General features: G+C 38.2%; 16 protein-coding genes. 10 read left to right on the forward strand and 6 right to left on the reverse strand.

Annotated features, from left to right (window positions below; translation table 11 throughout):
* Positions 1–234 precede the first annotated feature (234 nt).
* From Q0093_RS00255 to hisB, 8 genes are all read left to right on the forward strand, one after another.
* Positions 235–891 (forward strand): phosphatidylserine decarboxylase family protein, encoded by a 657-nt coding sequence (locus tag Q0093_RS00255; protein ID WP_297928223.1) that lies wholly within the window; start codon positions 235–237, stop codon positions 889–891.
* 44 nt (positions 892–935) lie between these two features.
* Complete coding sequence (pssA, locus tag Q0093_RS00260) at positions 936–1,625, forward strand: CDP-diacylglycerol--serine O-phosphatidyltransferase (RefSeq protein ID WP_297927925.1); 690 nt, start codon at positions 936–938, stop codon at positions 1,623–1,625.
* Positions 1,626–1,685: 60 nt separating this feature from the next.
* Positions 1,686–1,937 (forward strand): DUF4834 family protein, encoded by a 252-nt coding sequence (locus tag Q0093_RS00265; RefSeq protein ID WP_297304317.1) that lies wholly within the window; start codon positions 1,686–1,688, stop codon positions 1,935–1,937.
* Positions 1,938–2,314: 377 nt separating this feature from the next.
* Complete coding sequence (locus Q0093_RS00270) at positions 2,315–2,737, forward strand: DUF6789 family protein (RefSeq protein WP_297304319.1); 423 nt, start codon at positions 2,315–2,317, stop codon at positions 2,735–2,737.
* 277 nt (positions 2,738–3,014) lie between these two features.
* Entirely contained in the window at positions 3,015–3,866 is an 852-nt protein-coding gene (gene hisG, locus Q0093_RS00275) for an ATP phosphoribosyltransferase (protein WP_297927927.1), read from the forward strand.
* 1 nt (position 3,867) lies between these two features.
* Positions 3,868–5,154: a histidinol dehydrogenase gene (gene hisD, locus Q0093_RS00280; RefSeq protein ID WP_297927929.1), complete on the forward strand. Its 1,287-nt coding sequence runs from the start codon at positions 3,868–3,870 to the stop codon at positions 5,152–5,154.
* A 10-nt stretch (positions 5,155–5,164) separates the two neighbouring features.
* Positions 5,165–6,202, forward strand: a complete 1,038-nt coding sequence (hisC, locus tag Q0093_RS00285; protein WP_297927931.1) for a histidinol-phosphate transaminase — start codon at positions 5,165–5,167, stop codon at positions 6,200–6,202.
* Positions 6,199–7,338, forward strand: a complete 1,140-nt coding sequence (hisB, locus tag Q0093_RS00290) for a bifunctional histidinol-phosphatase/imidazoleglycerol-phosphate dehydratase HisB (RefSeq protein ID WP_297927933.1) — start codon at positions 6,199–6,201, stop codon at positions 7,336–7,338. The genes hisC and hisB overlap by 4 nt, the downstream gene beginning before the upstream one ends.
* Before the next feature lie 90 nt (positions 7,339–7,428).
* Here hisB and Q0093_RS00295 read toward each other — a convergent pair whose 3' ends face one another.
* The 6 genes from Q0093_RS00295 to Q0093_RS00320 all read right to left on the reverse strand — a co-directional run bounded on the left by Q0093_RS00295 (position 7,429) and on the right by Q0093_RS00320 (position 13,588).
* On the reverse strand, positions 7,429–7,965 hold the full coding sequence (locus tag Q0093_RS00295; RefSeq protein WP_297927934.1) for a GNAT family N-acetyltransferase: 537 nt from the start codon (positions 7,963–7,965) through the stop codon (positions 7,429–7,431).
* Between the two features lie 13 nt (positions 7,966–7,978).
* Positions 7,979–8,905, reverse strand: coding sequence for an EamA family transporter (locus tag Q0093_RS00300; RefSeq protein WP_297927936.1), 927 nt, complete (start codon positions 8,903–8,905; stop codon positions 7,979–7,981).
* A gap of 97 nt (positions 8,906–9,002) precedes the next feature.
* Positions 9,003–9,569 (reverse strand): Crp/Fnr family transcriptional regulator, encoded by a 567-nt coding sequence (locus Q0093_RS00305; RefSeq protein ID WP_297927938.1) that lies wholly within the window; start codon positions 9,567–9,569, stop codon positions 9,003–9,005.
* Between the two features lie 117 nt (positions 9,570–9,686).
* Positions 9,687–11,324 carry an OmpP1/FadL family transporter gene (locus Q0093_RS00310; protein WP_297927940.1) on the reverse strand — a complete coding sequence of 546 codons (1,638 nt, stop codon included), beginning with the start codon at positions 11,322–11,324 and terminating at the stop codon, positions 9,687–9,689.
* Between the two features lie 122 nt (positions 11,325–11,446).
* A complete protein-coding gene (locus Q0093_RS00315) occupies positions 11,447–12,688 on the reverse strand; it encodes a hypothetical protein (protein WP_297927942.1) in 1,242 nt (413 codons plus the stop codon).
* 330 nt (positions 12,689–13,018) lie between these two features.
* The gene (locus tag Q0093_RS00320; protein ID WP_297304334.1) at positions 13,019–13,588 is read right to left on the reverse strand and encodes an HdeD family acid-resistance protein; all 570 of its coding nucleotides are present in this window, start codon (positions 13,586–13,588) and stop codon (positions 13,019–13,021) included.
* Between the two features lie 370 nt (positions 13,589–13,958).
* Between Q0093_RS00320 and Q0093_RS00325 the strand changes: the two genes are divergently transcribed.
* Positions 13,959–15,935 (forward strand): putative porin, encoded by a 1,977-nt coding sequence (locus tag Q0093_RS00325; protein ID WP_297304335.1) that lies wholly within the window; start codon positions 13,959–13,961, stop codon positions 15,933–15,935.
* Between the two features lie 27 nt (positions 15,936–15,962).
* Positions 15,963–16,790 carry a transporter substrate-binding domain-containing protein gene (locus tag Q0093_RS00330; protein WP_297927944.1) on the forward strand — a complete coding sequence of 276 codons (828 nt, stop codon included), beginning with the start codon at positions 15,963–15,965 and terminating at the stop codon, positions 16,788–16,790.
* The last annotated feature ends 27 nt before the right edge of the window (positions 16,791–16,817 follow it).

The raw sequence follows: 16,817 nt of genomic DNA on the forward strand, positions 1-16,817 counted from the left end.
AGAAGATAGCGGTCTACCTAATGAACGAAAATGGGGAAACAGTCCGGAAAAAACGCAAAGATAACTCGATAATATTCCTCAATGAAAAATTTAAACAAGCCTTGAAGATAAAATTTATCAGAAAATCAAGACAGGCTCTTAAACAGTCTATAAGATTTTAAAAGAGTTCTTTTGCTATTCCATAAAATGTCATTACTTTTGCATGATAAATTTTTACGTTGCGATATTATGAAAATGAAAATACATCAGGAAGGACGAAACATACTTATTATATTATGTATTATCTTACTGATACTGAATAGCCTCATTCACTATTTTATAAACATACATTATGTTTCTATTCCTTTTCTTGTAATTTCGATCATATTTTTTTTATTGGTACTCAATTTTTTCAGATCTCCTAAAAGACACTATAAGGGAGATATGGAAAACAGCATCGTAGCCCCTGCCGACGGTACAATCGTAGCCGTAGAAGAAGTGATGGAAAATGAATATTTCCATGATAAAAGAATTCAGGTATCTATTTTTATGAGTATATTCAACGTACATGCCAACTGGTTTCCGGTAAACGGAACGGTAACTCATGTCAGCCACCAAAACGGACGTTTTATGGCAGCATATCTTCCCAAATCAAGTACAGAAAACGAACGTTCTACGGTAGTTATCAAAACAGATAAAGGTGAAGAAATTCTTATGCGTCAAATTGCCGGAGCTATGGCACGGCGCATTGTCACCTATGCTGAGGTCGGAGATAAATGTCATATAAACGAACACATGGGTTTCATAAAATTCGGTTCCCGAGTAGATGTATTTCTCCCTTTAGGAACAGAGGTTCTTGTCAAATTAAATGACAAAACGACAGGGAATATAACTCAAATCGCCAAATTATAGCTTTGTCGAAAAATAGGAGAAGACAATGCCTAAACGACATCATTATGAAAAAAATTATAGCCCACATACCCAATACAATTACATGTCTGAATTTACTATCAGGATGTTTTGCTTGTCTTTTCGCATTTAAAACAGACTTCGAAATATCGGCTCTATTTATCTGTTTGGCTGCACTGTTCGACTTTATGGACGGATTTGCCGCCCGTTTATTAAATGCCTATTCTCCTATGGGAAAAGAGTTGGATTCTTTAGCAGACCTAATTAGTTTCGGCATGGCTCCCGGCATATTGATATTTTCTTTTACCCAACAATTAATTACTACCGAACATCCGATGTTTATTCAAACATACTTTCCTTATTTGACATTCTTAATACCGGTTTTCTCCGGTCTGAGACTGGCCAAATTTAATATCGATACACGTCAAACTACGTCTTTCATCGGATTACCGGTTCCGGCTGATGCGCTTTTCTGGATCGGAGTCTGCTTCTGGGGACTTGAAAACGGATTCAATATTTATGTATTAGGTTGTTTGATTCTAATTTTTTCCTATTTATTAGTCTCCGAATTGCCAATGTTTTCTCTAAAATTCAAAGACTTTTCATTACACAACAACTACATACGGTATATTCTTTTATTAGGAGCAATAGTTTTTATTACATTATTCGGATTCGGCGGATTTGCCGCAGCTATTGTACTTTACATCGTTTTATCAGTTATTAATATAAAACTGTGAAAACAAAAACGGAACGGTTTTTGTTAAAATATAATCGATGCACACAAAATATTCTCAATTATGATTTTTATCTATAGTCTCCTATTTATATTCATCTTTATCCTTATTTTAGGATTAGGTTTTATCGGTACGATAATACGTGTCCTTTTCGGAAATACACGACGTAACTCCGATACGACAAGAAACTCCGGCAATCGGCAGGACGGACGCAGTTCAACGAAATGGTACACTTACCAAAAAAGAAGAGAAAAAATATTCGACAAAACAGACGGCGAATATGTCGAGTTTGAAGAAATAAAAGAAGAAAAGTAAGAGCCTGCCCTAATTTCGTACAGACATTTTTTGAGAATCTTTTGAGAGCGTCTTTCAGTTTCGATAAAGAATGTCGAATTACATGATATACAGAAACAGGAAAACAAAGCGGAAAGAAATTCCAAAACCTGACCCGAGTAAAATTCAGACAGGCTCTTAGATTATTTATTTCTCCCCTATTTCCATTCAATTGCAACGAAAAATTCTCCGAATTTTAAATGTTTTTTCGTTCCGAAAAATAAATACACAAAAACAAAATGACCGTAAAATGTGTTTAATCAACAAATCATCCGGTTTGTTGAGAAGACACTTGAACGAACAAACAGTACACAGAATACGGTTCGTATCCTTATCTCAAACCGCAAAATTATAACAACATGAAAAAAATACAAGAACCTATCATAGGAGGATTCTTTGCAACCCTTGCTTTATTACTGGTCTCTTTCATCGAAAATATCAGCGGCTCATTTAATTATATTTCTCCTATATTTTTATCGTCAATAGCCGACAATTCAATTTTAGGGGCTTTCTTCCTGCAATTAATTACAGGCTGGATATTGGCATTCATATACAGTCTTTTCTTTATCAAAATACTAAGCTGGGCAAAAAACGACTGGATAAGAGGATTGATATACGGGATCGTAATAGCCATATTATTGGAAATAGGACTATATATAGCAGTAGATAATATACTTATTCCCAACCTTATATTAGACACAATCGGCATGCTTATCGCTTATGGAATATTCGGTATCGTTCTCGGAGCTTTCATTCCTCTGTCAAAAGAGAAAAATAAATAACGAATTATCGGTTTCGACATTTTTTCAGAAACATTCAAAAAGAAAAATCGCCATATTATTTGCAAATAATAATATTTAGTGTACATTTGCAATGTCAAAATAAAATACTTATGACAAATATTACTTTACATCACGGTCATCATCATTCTTAACTCAAATGAGGTGAGCTGTAATTGTATTGTAAAAAAGAAATATAAATAGAAGGCTTGCCAATCGGGTAAGCCTTTTTTTATGTCCGGAACAAAATTAATTTATAAACTTATAAAAACAATTTATCATGTTACGCATTGCTGTTCAATCAAAAGGTCGTTTATATGAAGACACAATGGGACTTCTCATGGAAGCCGGAATCAAATTATCTTCAGCTAAACGGACTTTATTGATTCCCGCCCGGAATTTTCCCGTAGAAATTCTTTTTCTGAGAGACGATGATATTCCTGATTCGGTCGCTTCCGGCGTTGCCGATATAGGAATAGTGGGTAAAAACGAATTTATGGAAAAAGAAAAGCAAGCTCGCATCGTTAAAAATCTGGGATTTAGCAAATGCAGGCTTTCTCTCGCAATCCCTAAAGATGAAGAATATCAAGGTTTAGAATGGTTTTCGGGACGTAAAATTGCAACGTCTTACCCGGTAATCTTAAATAAATTTCTAAAAGACAACTGCATAAATGCAGATATACACGTCATTACTGGATCGGTAGAAATAGCTCCGGGAATAGGTCTCGCCGACGCGATTTTCGATATTGTCAGTTCAGGAAGTACCCTTGTCAGTAACCGGCTGAAAGAAGTCGAGGTCGTTGTAGAATCAGAGGCTATACTCATTGCCAACAATAATCTGACGGATGAAAAGCTCGAAATACTTGATGAACTGATATTCCGTATAAATGCTGTTCAAGCTGCAGAAGATAAAAAATATATCTTAATGAATGTCCCCAATAACTCTTTAGATAAAATACTTGAGGTTTTGCCAGGAATCAAAAGCCCCACCATCATGCCTCTCGCAAAAGAGGGTTGGAGTTCGGTGCATACGGTTCTTGAAGAAAAACGTTTTTGGGAAATCATCAATAAACTAAAAACTGCCGGAGCTGAAGGTATATTGGTACTGAACATCGAAAAAATGGTATTATAAAATGGAAATCATCGAATATCCTTCTCGAGACGAATGGAGCAAAATCACAGAACGTCCTCATCTGGATACTTTAGCCTTGCATGAAAAGGTTAGAAACATATTAAACGAAATCCGGGAAAACGGAGATTGTTCGGTGCGTTCATACACAGAACAATTTCAAGGAGTCAGATTGTCAGAACTGGAAGTTCAGGAAAACGAATTCGCCGAAGCCGAAAATCTGCTTGACGAAGAGTTGAAAGAAGCAATTTTGACCGCAAAAAAAAATATAGCTAAATTCCATGCTTCACAGGCTATAATACCTCAAAAAATAGAAACGACAGAAGGTGTAACATGCTGGCAAAAAGCAATAGGCATAGAACGAGTCGGACTTTATATTCCGGGAGGTACAGCACCTTTGTTCTCTACGGTACTAATGCTTGCCGTACCGGCTCGCATCGCCGGCTGCCGTGAGATCATCATGTGCAGCCCGTGTAACGCAAACGGAAACATCCACCCGGCAATTCTCTTTGCTGCCCGCTCCGCCGGAGTCGATAGAGTTTTCAAATTAGGAGGCGTTCAAGCAATCGGGGCAATGGCATACGGCACGGAAAGTGTTCCCAAAGTTTATAAAATATTCGGTCCCGGAAACCAATACGTAACCGCAGCAAAACAGATCGTGAGCCTGAAAGATGTAGCAATAGATATGCCTGCCGGACCATCAGAAGTCGAAGTTATTGCGGACAGCTCTTCTTTTCCTGAATTTGTGGCTTCGGACTTTTTATCACAAGCCGAACACGGTGCAGACAGTCAATCGATATTGCTCACTACCGAAAAATCGGTGATCGAAAACGTAAAACAAGAGATCGAACGTCAACTCGAACAGCTTCCCAGAAAAGATCTGGCTCAAAAATCATTAGAACACAGCCGTCTCGTATTATTAAATAACTGGGATGAAGTCATCGACCTTACCAATAAATATGCTCCTGAACATCTCATCATTCAAAGCAGTAACTATCGAGAATTGGGAGAGAGGGTCATCAATGCAGGATCTGTCTTTCTCGGACCATATACTCCCGAAAGTGCCGGAGACTATGCTTCGGGAACAAATCATACCTTACCGACAAGCGGATATGCAAAAGCTTACAGCGGAGTAAATCTGGACAGCTTTATACGAAAGATAACATTTCAGGAAATCAGCCGAAAAGGGCTGCAGAATCTCGGAAACACCATAGAAACAATGGCCGCCAATGAAATGCTCGACGCTCATAAAAACGCCGTATCGGTAAGACTCGCAAAAATAAACCAATAATAAACACGACATGAAAGAATTAGAAAAACTGGTTCGACCCAATATATGGAGGCTCAAGCCTTACTCCTCGGCACGAGATGAATTTAAAGGCGAAGCATCTGTTTTTCTCGATGCCAACGAAAACCCGTATAATACTCCGTATAACCGCTATCCTGATCCCTTGCAATGGAAAGTTAAAGAAAAAATCGCCGACTTAAAAGGGGTAAACATAGAGTCTATTTTTCTCGGCGTAGGAAGCGACGAGCCGATCGATCTTTTATACCGGGCTTTCTGTGAGCCGGGTGTGGATAACGTTATCGCTATCGATCCGACCTACGGAATGTACAAAGTTTGCGCCGACATCAATAATGTGGAATACCGCCCTGTCCGACTCAACAACGATTTCGATTTCGAACCGGACAAACTTCTGGCAGAAGCCGACTCTAACAGTAAATTGCTATTTCTATGCTCTCCGAATAATCCTTCGGGGAATTCGTTTTCCTTTGAAAAAATCCGGTATATATTAAATAATTTCCAAGGTATTGTTATTGTCGATGAGGCCTATATAGATTTCTCCGCTTATCCTTCTCTTTTAGAAAAACTCGACCAATACCCTAACTTGGTGGTATTGCAAACTTTTTCTAAAGCATGGGGAAGCGCGGGAATACGCTTAGGAATGGCTTTTGCATCAAAAAATATTATTCAGATATTCAACAAAATAAAATATCCTTACAATATTAACCGATTGACACAGGAACACGCTTTGGAGTTACTGAAACGAAACGGAGAAATACAGGCATGGGTAAAAGAACTTGTCTCAGAAAGAGAAAACCTTCAAAAAGAGTTATCCGCACTTCCGGTCATACTGCACATATATCCAAGCGATGCAAATTTCTTACTGGCAAAAACCCGGAACGCTCAAGCCTTATATGATTATTTGGTCGCAAAAGGGATCATCGTCCGTAACCGCAACAAAATCACCTTATGCGAAAACTGCCTCCGTATTACAGTAGGTACACCCGAAGAAAACAAGGCATTGATCGACGCATTAAAAAAAGTAACGTTATGAACTCTATAAAAAAAGCCTTATTCATAGATCGAGACGGAACTCTCGTGGTAGAGCCGCCTGTCGATTATCAACTGGATAGTCTTGAAAAATTAGAATTTATTCCGAAAGTATTTCGCAACCTGCATTTCATTAAAGAAAAACTCGATTTCGAACTGGTTATGGTAAGTAATCAAGACGGTTTAGGGACAGATTCTTTTCCGGAAGATACTTTCTGGCCTGCACAAAATAAAGTCATACGTGCTTTCGAGAATGAGGGAGTGACTTTCGATAATATTTTAATAGACCGTTCTTTCCCTGAAGAAAATCTCCCTACTCGAAAACCCGGAACCGGGATGTTAAAAAAATATCTTGACGGAAGTTATGACATGGATCAATCTTTTGTCATAGGAGATCGCATCACAGATATGCAGCTTGCAAAGAATATGGGTTGCCGGGGAATATTTTTAAAAAATGAAGAACAAGGATCACAAGAAATAATGGATAACGGGCTCGATCAAACCTGCGTATTGGTCACCCACGATTGGGATAAAATCACAGAATTCCTTTTTGCCGGAGAAAGACGTGCAGAAATAATACGTAAAACTTCTGAAACCGACATACGTGTAGTGATCAATTTAGACGGTAACGGTAAATGTAATATCTCTACCGGACTCGGATTTTTCGATCATATGCTCGATCAGATCGGAAAACATTCGGGAATAGACCTGACAGTTCAGGTCAAAGGAGACCTGAATGTCGATGAACATCATACGATCGAAGATACAGGTATCGCTCTTGGTGAAGCTATCGGTAAAGCTTTAGGAGATAAAAGAGGTATAGAGCGTTATGGTTATTACTTGCCGATGGATGACTGTCTCTGTTCTGTCGCATTGGATTTTGGAGGACGAGCATGGTTAGTATGGAACGCAGAATTTAAAAGAGAAAAAATCGGAGATATGCCTACGGAAATGTTCCTCCATTTCTTTAAATCATTCAGCGATGCCGCCCGAATGAATCTCAACATCAAAGCCGAAGGAGACAATGAACACCATAAAATAGAAGGAATATTCAAAGCTCTGGCTCGTGCTTTAAAAATGGCTATACGACGAGATATATTTCATTATGAGTTACCGAGTACCAAAGGTGCGATCTTCTAAAATCGGGTTAAGCTCCTGTCTGAATTTTTCAATAAAAAGAATCACCGGAATACAATTTATTCTTTCCGGTGATTTTTTTATAAACTATTATTATTCCGATATATTCCGGCGATAGACTTCATCTTTAATTCGCTCTATATACTGCGGTAAAGAGTCAGAATTCTCGTTCCCCATAATCCATAACGGACATGCATCTTCTCGCTTATGATAAGAAGGTTGCGTATATTCTTTTTCAAGAACCTTATATCCATTTCTGCGATAATATTCCACACGTCGTATAGCGATTTCATCATCAATCGCGGGCTCTACTTCAAGCAACCTCAATCCCGGAAGATTCCTCGCCACATAATCTAAAACCTGCTGTCCGATTTTCTTATTCCTTAAATGAGGATATATGGCAAAATGTTCCAGATAATAGAACGTTTCGAAATCCCAAAACACAAAAAGTCCGCATAATTCTCCATCCAAAACGACAGCATTAAAATGCATCGAGTCGGCAGATTTTATCAAACGTCTCAATTGTTCTACCGGACGCCTTTCTTCCAACGGAAAAGATTCCTCATATAAAGTAATGAGTCTTTTCAAAAAAGCATCATCAGGATCAGTAATTCGAATTAATTGCATCATAGATTATTTATATTTATTTAGAACGGTTAAACAAAAATACGGGAATAAACCGTTTTACAAAATCACTATTTATCCTATTCTCGGATATAATAATAAACACTGCCGATAAAATAACAAAGATACCGATCAACTGTTCCCCATCAAGAGTCTCATTTAAAAAACATACACCCAAGAATAAAGCGGTAAGAGGCTCCATACAACCCAAGATAGCAGTAATAGTAGACCCGACTTGCTTAATTGCTAAAATCAAGGTAAAATCAGAAATAAGAGTCGGGATCAGTGCAAGTAAGAATAAGTTTATGCCTGCTTTATAAGACGGAATTGCATCTAAACCGTTTCCCTTTATCAAAAGATTTCCTCCAAAAATAAGTGCCGATGAAAATAAAACATAAAAAGTCATCTTTAACCCGTCCATTTTTCGAACACAAGACTTATTTACACCGACAATATATATCGCATAAGTGAGCACCGTTACTAAAACCAATGCCAATCCCCTTACATTAATGACTCCTCCGTTCTTGCCTCCACTTAAAAAATAGACTCCGGCAATCGCCATCACCGCCGCCGTAACGACAGGCAAAGATACCTTACTCTTGAAAAATAATATCATAATAGTCGTCACTAACACCGGATACAAAAAATGTACAGTGGTTGCAACGCTGCTGGGAATATACAAATAAGATGCCGTCAGGCATAAAGAGGTAAGGGCATAAAAAACTCCAAGAAAAAATAATGTAACAAGCTCCTTGATCGTAATACGAAAATCGGTTTTTACAAATAATAAATAAAGCCCCACCAGAATCGCCGATATGGCAAAACGATAAAACAATATAGAATCGATACCCACACCCTCTCGTATCACCGGTAAAGCAAAAAACGGAATCATTCCGAATGTAGAAGAAGACAATATCGCCAAAAATATACCTCTGAATTGTTTCATTTATTCTCTATTTTTTAAGTATAGTATTTTTCGAGGCGCAAAATTGGGAATAATAAAACAATTATCAATTTACATATGTAAAAAAAGAATAGGATACTCATTGTACACCGGCACGTATCCGGCTCAAAGATACCTGAGAAATACCTAAATAAGAAGCAATGTGTCTGAGCGGCACTTTTTGTAAAATTTCCGGTTCTTGTTCTATCAACAGATGATATCGTTCGGAAGCCGAAATAAAACAACGTTCCATAATCAATTTTTCCAATTCTAAAATTATTTGGTCAGACATTCTTCTCCCCCAATTGGCCAATTCGATATTGCAGTCGAAAAGTCGGTTAAGAGCATCATTCGATATTTTCAACAAGTCACAACTTTCAAGTAATTCGATATTTTCGTATCCTGCAGAACCGAACATATAACCATTCATCGATAATAACGACATCCCTGACGAAGCAAACCAAATAGTCACATCCCGATCTTCTTTATAAAAAAATCCCCGTGCATATCCCTTTATAATGAAATAAGAATATTTTTCTTTAACATCGCTTCGTATCAACAAATGACCTTTCGGAAAAGATACTCGTTCTGTTTCTGCAATAAACAAGGACAAAGCTTCATCCGAAAGAGGATATACTTTTCTGATTTTTTCTATAAAATCTTTCATTCGATCTGTTTAACAAAAGAATGCCCGAACAAGCCGGGCATAAAAAATATTACATTCTCATTCAATAAACCTTTAAGAGCCTGTCTAAATTTTCCGATAAAAAGATTCAGTTTCTTATCAGAACTTAAAACCGAGAGTCAATATAAACGAATTATTTTTAGCATGCAAAGTAGCTACTTCCGAAGTCAGGCCCGTACTCGGAATCGGAGAAAACGCTAAAACATCGCTTTTTGCGTTTTTATGAATATAAGCCATATCTGCATAAAAAATTCCGAACCGATAACCCAAACCACAAGTATAATATTGCGTACCCCGATCAAGCGTATAGTGAGGAGCCATACCCGCGATATTCAATTCATCTCCTGTACTCACTTTCATAGGAGATAACTGGTTGGCATATCCCAAACGAGCACTTAACTGAGGAGTAATGCGATATTCTCCCCCTACCCGGAATGTATGTCCGGCTTTAAAATAAGAAGAAATATCATCATTGACATCATTCATTTCCAATCCGTCAGTTTCGCTCAAACTCATTTTGTCATACGCCGTATATTCATAATCAAAACTGACAATACCCTTTTTCCCGATTATAAATGCCGTACTCGCCATAAATTTCCACGGAGTAACCAAACTATAATCATAACGGCCTTCCGGGCTATCGGTAATATCATTACGCAATTCATTACTATTATTTTTTAAATAAGTATATCTATTGTCCACACTCGCCATATAATAATCGCTCATCGAATAGTAGGTCGGAGTGTGAAACGCCAATCCTAATCGCCAATAATCGGTAACACGAGCTATTAATCCGAGTTTGACATTGAAACCCGTACCTTCCGTTTTCAAACGATTCCATAAAGAGAAATTACTGCTCGTTATCGGATAATTATAAACCTGACCATTATCATCATCTTCCTCCTCATATATAGGAACAAATCCTGATGTATTGGATAAATTTTCATCATGAGAAGAAATCATTTCATAATCCAGATCCATTATACCGAGCCCTATTCCGAAATAAACTACATTCGACACATTTCCCCCGAAATTGAACGTATATTCGTTTGTCCGACCTCTTTCCCTGACATAAAGCGATCCCGATCCGGAGGCTTTTGTCCCGAACAAACCTTCGTAGCTGTCATCATAATAGCCTCCCTCCGGATTTTCCTGAGGAGACATCAGCAACGACTCATATCCTAAAATACTCAACCAAGGAAGACCGTTTATATCATAAGCATCCCCGCTTTGCACATTAGCTCCGGCCAAATCGTTCTCCAAAATTCCGAAAGATTTATCGGCAATATAATTCGTGACAGAGGAACGAAGATTGCTATACTGTACCCGATATGTCTGATCATAAGAATTACGACGATTATACGCAAACCCGAAATTATAAGAGACCATTCCCAAATCTTTTCCGGTATTAAAAGTTCCTATTATACCGACATTATCAAAAGCAAATTTTGTCAGATTATTATTCACATTTACAGAAGTTTTTGTTTCTGCAGAAACTCCGGTTATACCCAAAGTCGTAACGATTTCATTACTTCTATACACTCCGATACCCGCCGGATTTTGCGACAACGTCGATATATCACCGCCTAAAGCTCCAAAAGCCCCTCCCATTCCCATATAACGGGCTGTACCTTTTATATCGGTACGAGAATAATTATAAGCATTCATACTGCCTTGTGCGAATAGCGAAGTTGCGCCACACATCGTTATCGCCATAATACAAATTGACCGTTTCATTTTCATAAATATTTCTGATATAAAAAACGGAAGCCCACATCACTCCTCGAATTCTCATTCACAATGATTATGGGCTTTCATTACACTATTTCATTATCGAATATTATCTTAAATTTATCTTTTTATCTCGTACGCCCACGGGAACCTCCGCTACTACGACCAACACTACCGCTCGATCCGCTACTGCGAGATGTGGACGGGCTATAACTACTCCCCGATTCCCGCCTCTGGCTGCTTGATGGAGTATATGTGCTGCGTCCTCCGCTACTGTTCCGTACTCGCGATGAAGAGCCGGAAGTACGTCCTGAAGAAGATCCCGGAGTATAAGTTGACCGGCGATTGGTTGTTCCTGAAGGACGGCTATACGTAGAATTACCACTTGATGTACCGATACGAGTACGTCCACGATTCGAATTGGTTTCTCTCATTATAGGTTGCTTACTTGAAGAAGAAGACCCTGGAGTATATTTGTTTCCTGTAGAAGACGGACGAGTATTTACCGTACTTCTTCCCCCACTGTAACGATTTGAAGAACCATAATTTCCATAAGTCGTGCGTCCCCCATTCGAATAACGAATATCCCGCCCGTTATTCCATCCCGGACGATGTCCCGGATAATAGCCGGGATAATGGTGATGACCTGCCCAGCCCCAATGCGGATACCATGGTCCTGCCCAACCCCAATAAGGATTGTAGCCCCATCCCGGATAACCATATCCCCATGAGAATCCCCATGAACCGAACCCGAAATTCCAGCGCCAAGACAAACTCGAATAACTGTAAGGCGCCCACATATAATTCCAATACCATGGATTGGTCCATGTCGGTGTCACAAATGCATACGAATTATCAATATATACATTCCAATCCGTAGGATTCAAGAAATATATATCTGTATAAGCAGGATCAGAAATATGTATGGTAAATTTCGGGTTGTGAAAACGGCGTATCCGTTCGGCATATTCGAGGTCACTTTGAGTACCCTCAAAACCGTTAAGATAATATCCGGTATCGTCATCATCCACATCCTGCTCATTCTCCTGAGTCATTCGGGTAAACTCATCAAGAGTAATAGACGGAATCGTATCAGTGGCCTCCAGAGAATAACGGCGATTATATGCATCGACTTCCCGATCATAATCAGATTGAGCAGTAGTTGTCGTAACTGTTGTAGTAGTCGTCGTTGTCGTCGCTACCGGCTGTTGATAAGTCGAAGTCGATTTTTCCTGTTTCTTTTTTTCTACAATCGGATTTTTATCTTTCGGCTGATAATATAAATCGTCTTCGGGAATATATTTTTGCCCGAAAGCAACAATCGATAATCCTAAAAATATCAGGACAGACGATAATCTTTTTATTTTCATTGCAATGTCCTCCCTATAATAATTTCTATTTTGACTTGTCCTGTCGGCAAAAGTTTAACTATACTGTCACACTTTACCATATATTATATTTTATTCAAATGTCTATACATCAACGAATAAATATAAGAACAAGCATCATCTTATTGTAAAGATGCAACAATTCGAATATTTCGCTGCATCCCGAAGCAAAGATAAGATTTATACCGGTCAAAGAATACTTAATAATGAATAATTTACCCTATAAAATACATTAAAAGGCATGCTTTGCTCACGCAAAACATGCCTTATCGATAAAGAAAATAGGAAATATATAAAACACAATTGGCCTGATTACTTAGGCTGTTCTATTGTCTTGTCCGGCTTTACGTCATAAGAGAAGATAATCAATGCCACTCCCCAATAAACAAAAACAAATGAACAGAGAAATACGATACTGTAAGCTGCAGTAAAAGGTGTAAAGAAAAACAAGAATGAGATCAAAAGCATGATAATTCCGTTAATCAAATACAGCCACCAATATTTATAAGACGATGTCATAGAAAATGCAGAAATAATATTGCTAAGTCCCTTAAACAAAAATATAAAAGCGAAAAAATAAGGAAGAGTCAGTTCGCTCAATGCCAAATTGCTGATTAGTAAGAACCCGATAAATATATCGAATATTCCTCCTGCCAGCCACCAGCCCCATCCTTGTCCTCGTTTTTCTATATCTCCCGAAACAGTTAACTGAACAACACCGAAAAGGATCAGTCCCCATCCCAACAACATCGAAATGACAGCATATCCTATAACAGGTTGAAATAGTAGCCATAAACCGGCAGGTATCAACAAGATTCCTACCAGCATTATTCCCCACCAATATTTGGTCTTTCCCCAAAAATTAAAAGTCGTAAGTTCCATAATCTTTACTTTTATTGATTTACCATATTAATTCGAAACGCTTAAAGCCTGTCTAAATTCTCTGATAAGAAAATGTTATCAGGTTATCTTTGTGTATTCTTCAGGTCTGTCATCCCGTTTTCATTCATCAGATAGCCCACTATCTTCCCTCGCAAAAACGACAAAACATCCTCGAAAGAAACTTTCAAACCCGACCCGAGCAAAACTCAGATAGGCTCTCAAGCTGCATGTATAACAAGAATAAATGCCGTTTAGATTGATTTATACACGTTAAAGATTATCAAAACCTAATCAACCCTCTCTTTACGAAAGCCTTTTTATAAGCCCGACACCTTTAATTCTGATTTTTTAATTTTATCTTTGCAGCCGTATGAAAAGAATTTCGGTACTTTTTATTATCGGTATCTGCTGTATTTTCTCGGTATTTGCCAAGAAAAAGCCGGTTATTGCAGAACCGTATGCATGGCGCAATACACAACCGTTGGGCAACAGGTATCGTGTACCGATGGACACGCTTCAACTCAATTTTTATCAGACCGACCAACCCTCTTCATATTCGACTGCTTACGGTTATACCGGAAATTTAGGAGGTCCGGGATATTCAAAAATATTTTTCGATCGCCCGCAGATGCCTCAGTTCATATTTAAAGCTCCTTTTTATCCATGGATAACAACCCCTGAAAATTTCGACTTTTATAACACCCGCATTCCCATGACACTTTTATCCTACCTTACAGGGGGTTCTAAAGTGAAAAAACAAGACGACCTAAAAGCCGTCTTTTCAGGAAATGTAAATGCCAGATTAGGATTCGGGGCTAATATTCAATATCTCTATTCTCGGGGAAGTTATGATCATCAGGCAACAAACGAGCTTTCTTGGCAACTTTCATCTAATTATATCGGAGAAAAATATCAACTACAAGTAATGTTCAACACATACAATTTTGTATGTCAAGAAAACGGAGGGCTTGCTGACGACAACTACATCCTTCATCCTACCGAAATGGATGGAGGAACGGGTATCGATTCACAAAGTATTCCGATCAACCTAAGCGATGCATACAACCGTGTGAGAGGACAAAATTATTATGCCACACAACGTTATAATGTAGGTTTTTATAAAACAGAGACAAAAGATACGACAACAATAGAGACATTTGTGCCTGTCACCAGTTTTATTCATACAATAGAATACAATCGAAATTTCCGTCGTTTTGTCAACCTCTCGGCAGACGAAGATCAAAAATTTTTCAAAAATACTTATTTCAATAAAAACGGATCGAACGACACAACTTCTTATTGGTCTCTCAAAAATACATTGGGAATTTCTCTGCTCGAAGGCTTCAACAAATATGCAAAAATGGGATTGGCGGCTTATATGACATACGAAATTCGCCAATTTAAGCTAATGCCGGATACTGTTCCTTCAGCCTTCGCTTTCGCACCTGAAACACCGGTACTCGGAGAACCCGTAACATTTATAAGACGATCATCAAGCCGATATTACACTGAAAATTTATTATGGATAGGCGCTGAAGTTTCGAAACGGCAAGGGAAAATACTGACCTATACTGTAAACGGAAGATTGGGATTAACCGGTCCGGAAGTAGGATCGTTTGACGTGAATGGAGAAATACAGACTCGCTTTCCCTTATTTAAAGACACGGTGCAATTACGCGCTTACGGATTTTTCAAAAATCTCGAACCAGCATTCTATTATAAACACTACGTCTCTAACCATTTTATATGGAACAACGACTTTAATAAAATCAGGAATTTTCGAGTCGGAGGAGAATTTGAAGTAGAACGTTGGGGCACTCGATTGAACGTCGGTGTAGAAAACGTCCAAAACTATGTCTATTTCGATGAAAACTGTATGCCTCGTCAAGAAAGTTCGATCATGCAAATTTTCAGTGCCAAACTAAACCAATCATTCAAAGTCGGTATTCTCAATTTAGATCTCGAAGCAGTTTATCAAAAATCGAGTAAACCTTCTATCATTCCCCTTCCCGACCTCAGCGCATACGGAAATCTGTATTTATCTTTTCCAATAGCGAAGGTACTGAATACCCAAATAGGCGTAGATTGTCGGTATCACACCGAATATTATGCAGAAGGATACCAACCGGCAACTCTATCGTTTTATAACCAAAGAGAATTTAAAATAGGTAATTATCCGATGATGAATGTTTATGCAAACATGAAATTGAAAATGGTGCGTTTTTACGTTTTATACTCGAATTTCAATCAAGGAATGTTCGGCGGAAACAACTATTTTTCTATGTTGCATTACCCAATAAACCCTGCAACACTACAATTCGGAGTCTCAGTCGATTTTGCAAATTAAACCTTTATAGAGACAAAAAAAGAATATATGAAATACAAAACACGGTTTATTCTCTATATCGTTCTGTTGGTTATGGTACTTTTCATTATGTACATGATACGTACCAAAATACTCGTTCCGTCATATACTCCGAGAGATATTCCGGAAATCAAGCAAGACACACTACGGATTGTAACAGACTATACTCCGATAAATTACTACATATCTGATGACACCATATCGGGATTTGATTATGAATTATCTCAACTGATTGCCAAGCGGAGCGGTCTGCATGTAAAAGTATATCCCGAAGTCAGTTTAAGCAAAAGCGTAGAAGGTCTCGAGAAAAACCGCTACGATATTATCGGCCGTCCTATTCCTGTCACTACGGACAGTAAAGAAAACTTTCTATTCACCGATCCTATCCTACTCAACAAACAAGTATTAGTACAAAGAAAAGCCGAATATAATAATGGGAAAGATCCTATACGAAATCAACTTGATCTGGCTCAAAAACATCTGAACATTATCAGTGACGCTCCTACCCGTTTGCGGATTATGAATTTAGCACATGAAATAGGCGATACGATTTATGTCAATGAAGAAAACACATACGGTGACGAACAATTAATTATTATGGTCGCCAAAGGTGAAATCGAATTTGCCGTATGCGACGAAACAATTGCCCGAGAAATGAGTAAGCATTATCCGGAAATCGATTTCAGCACCGATATAAGTTTTACACAATTCCGCTCTTGGGCTTTACGACTCACATCGCCTTTACTTCTCGACAGTCTCAACATCTGGCTAAAAGATATCAAAGAATGTCCGGAATTTCAAAAACTGAAAACAAAATATTATAAGCAAAAAAGATAATAAAAAAGGAGACGAAAATTCCGTCTC

The sequence above is a fragment of the uncultured Coprobacter sp. genome (assembly GCF_947855755.1).
Lineage (GTDB): Bacteria > Bacteroidota > Bacteroidia > Bacteroidales > Coprobacteraceae > Coprobacter.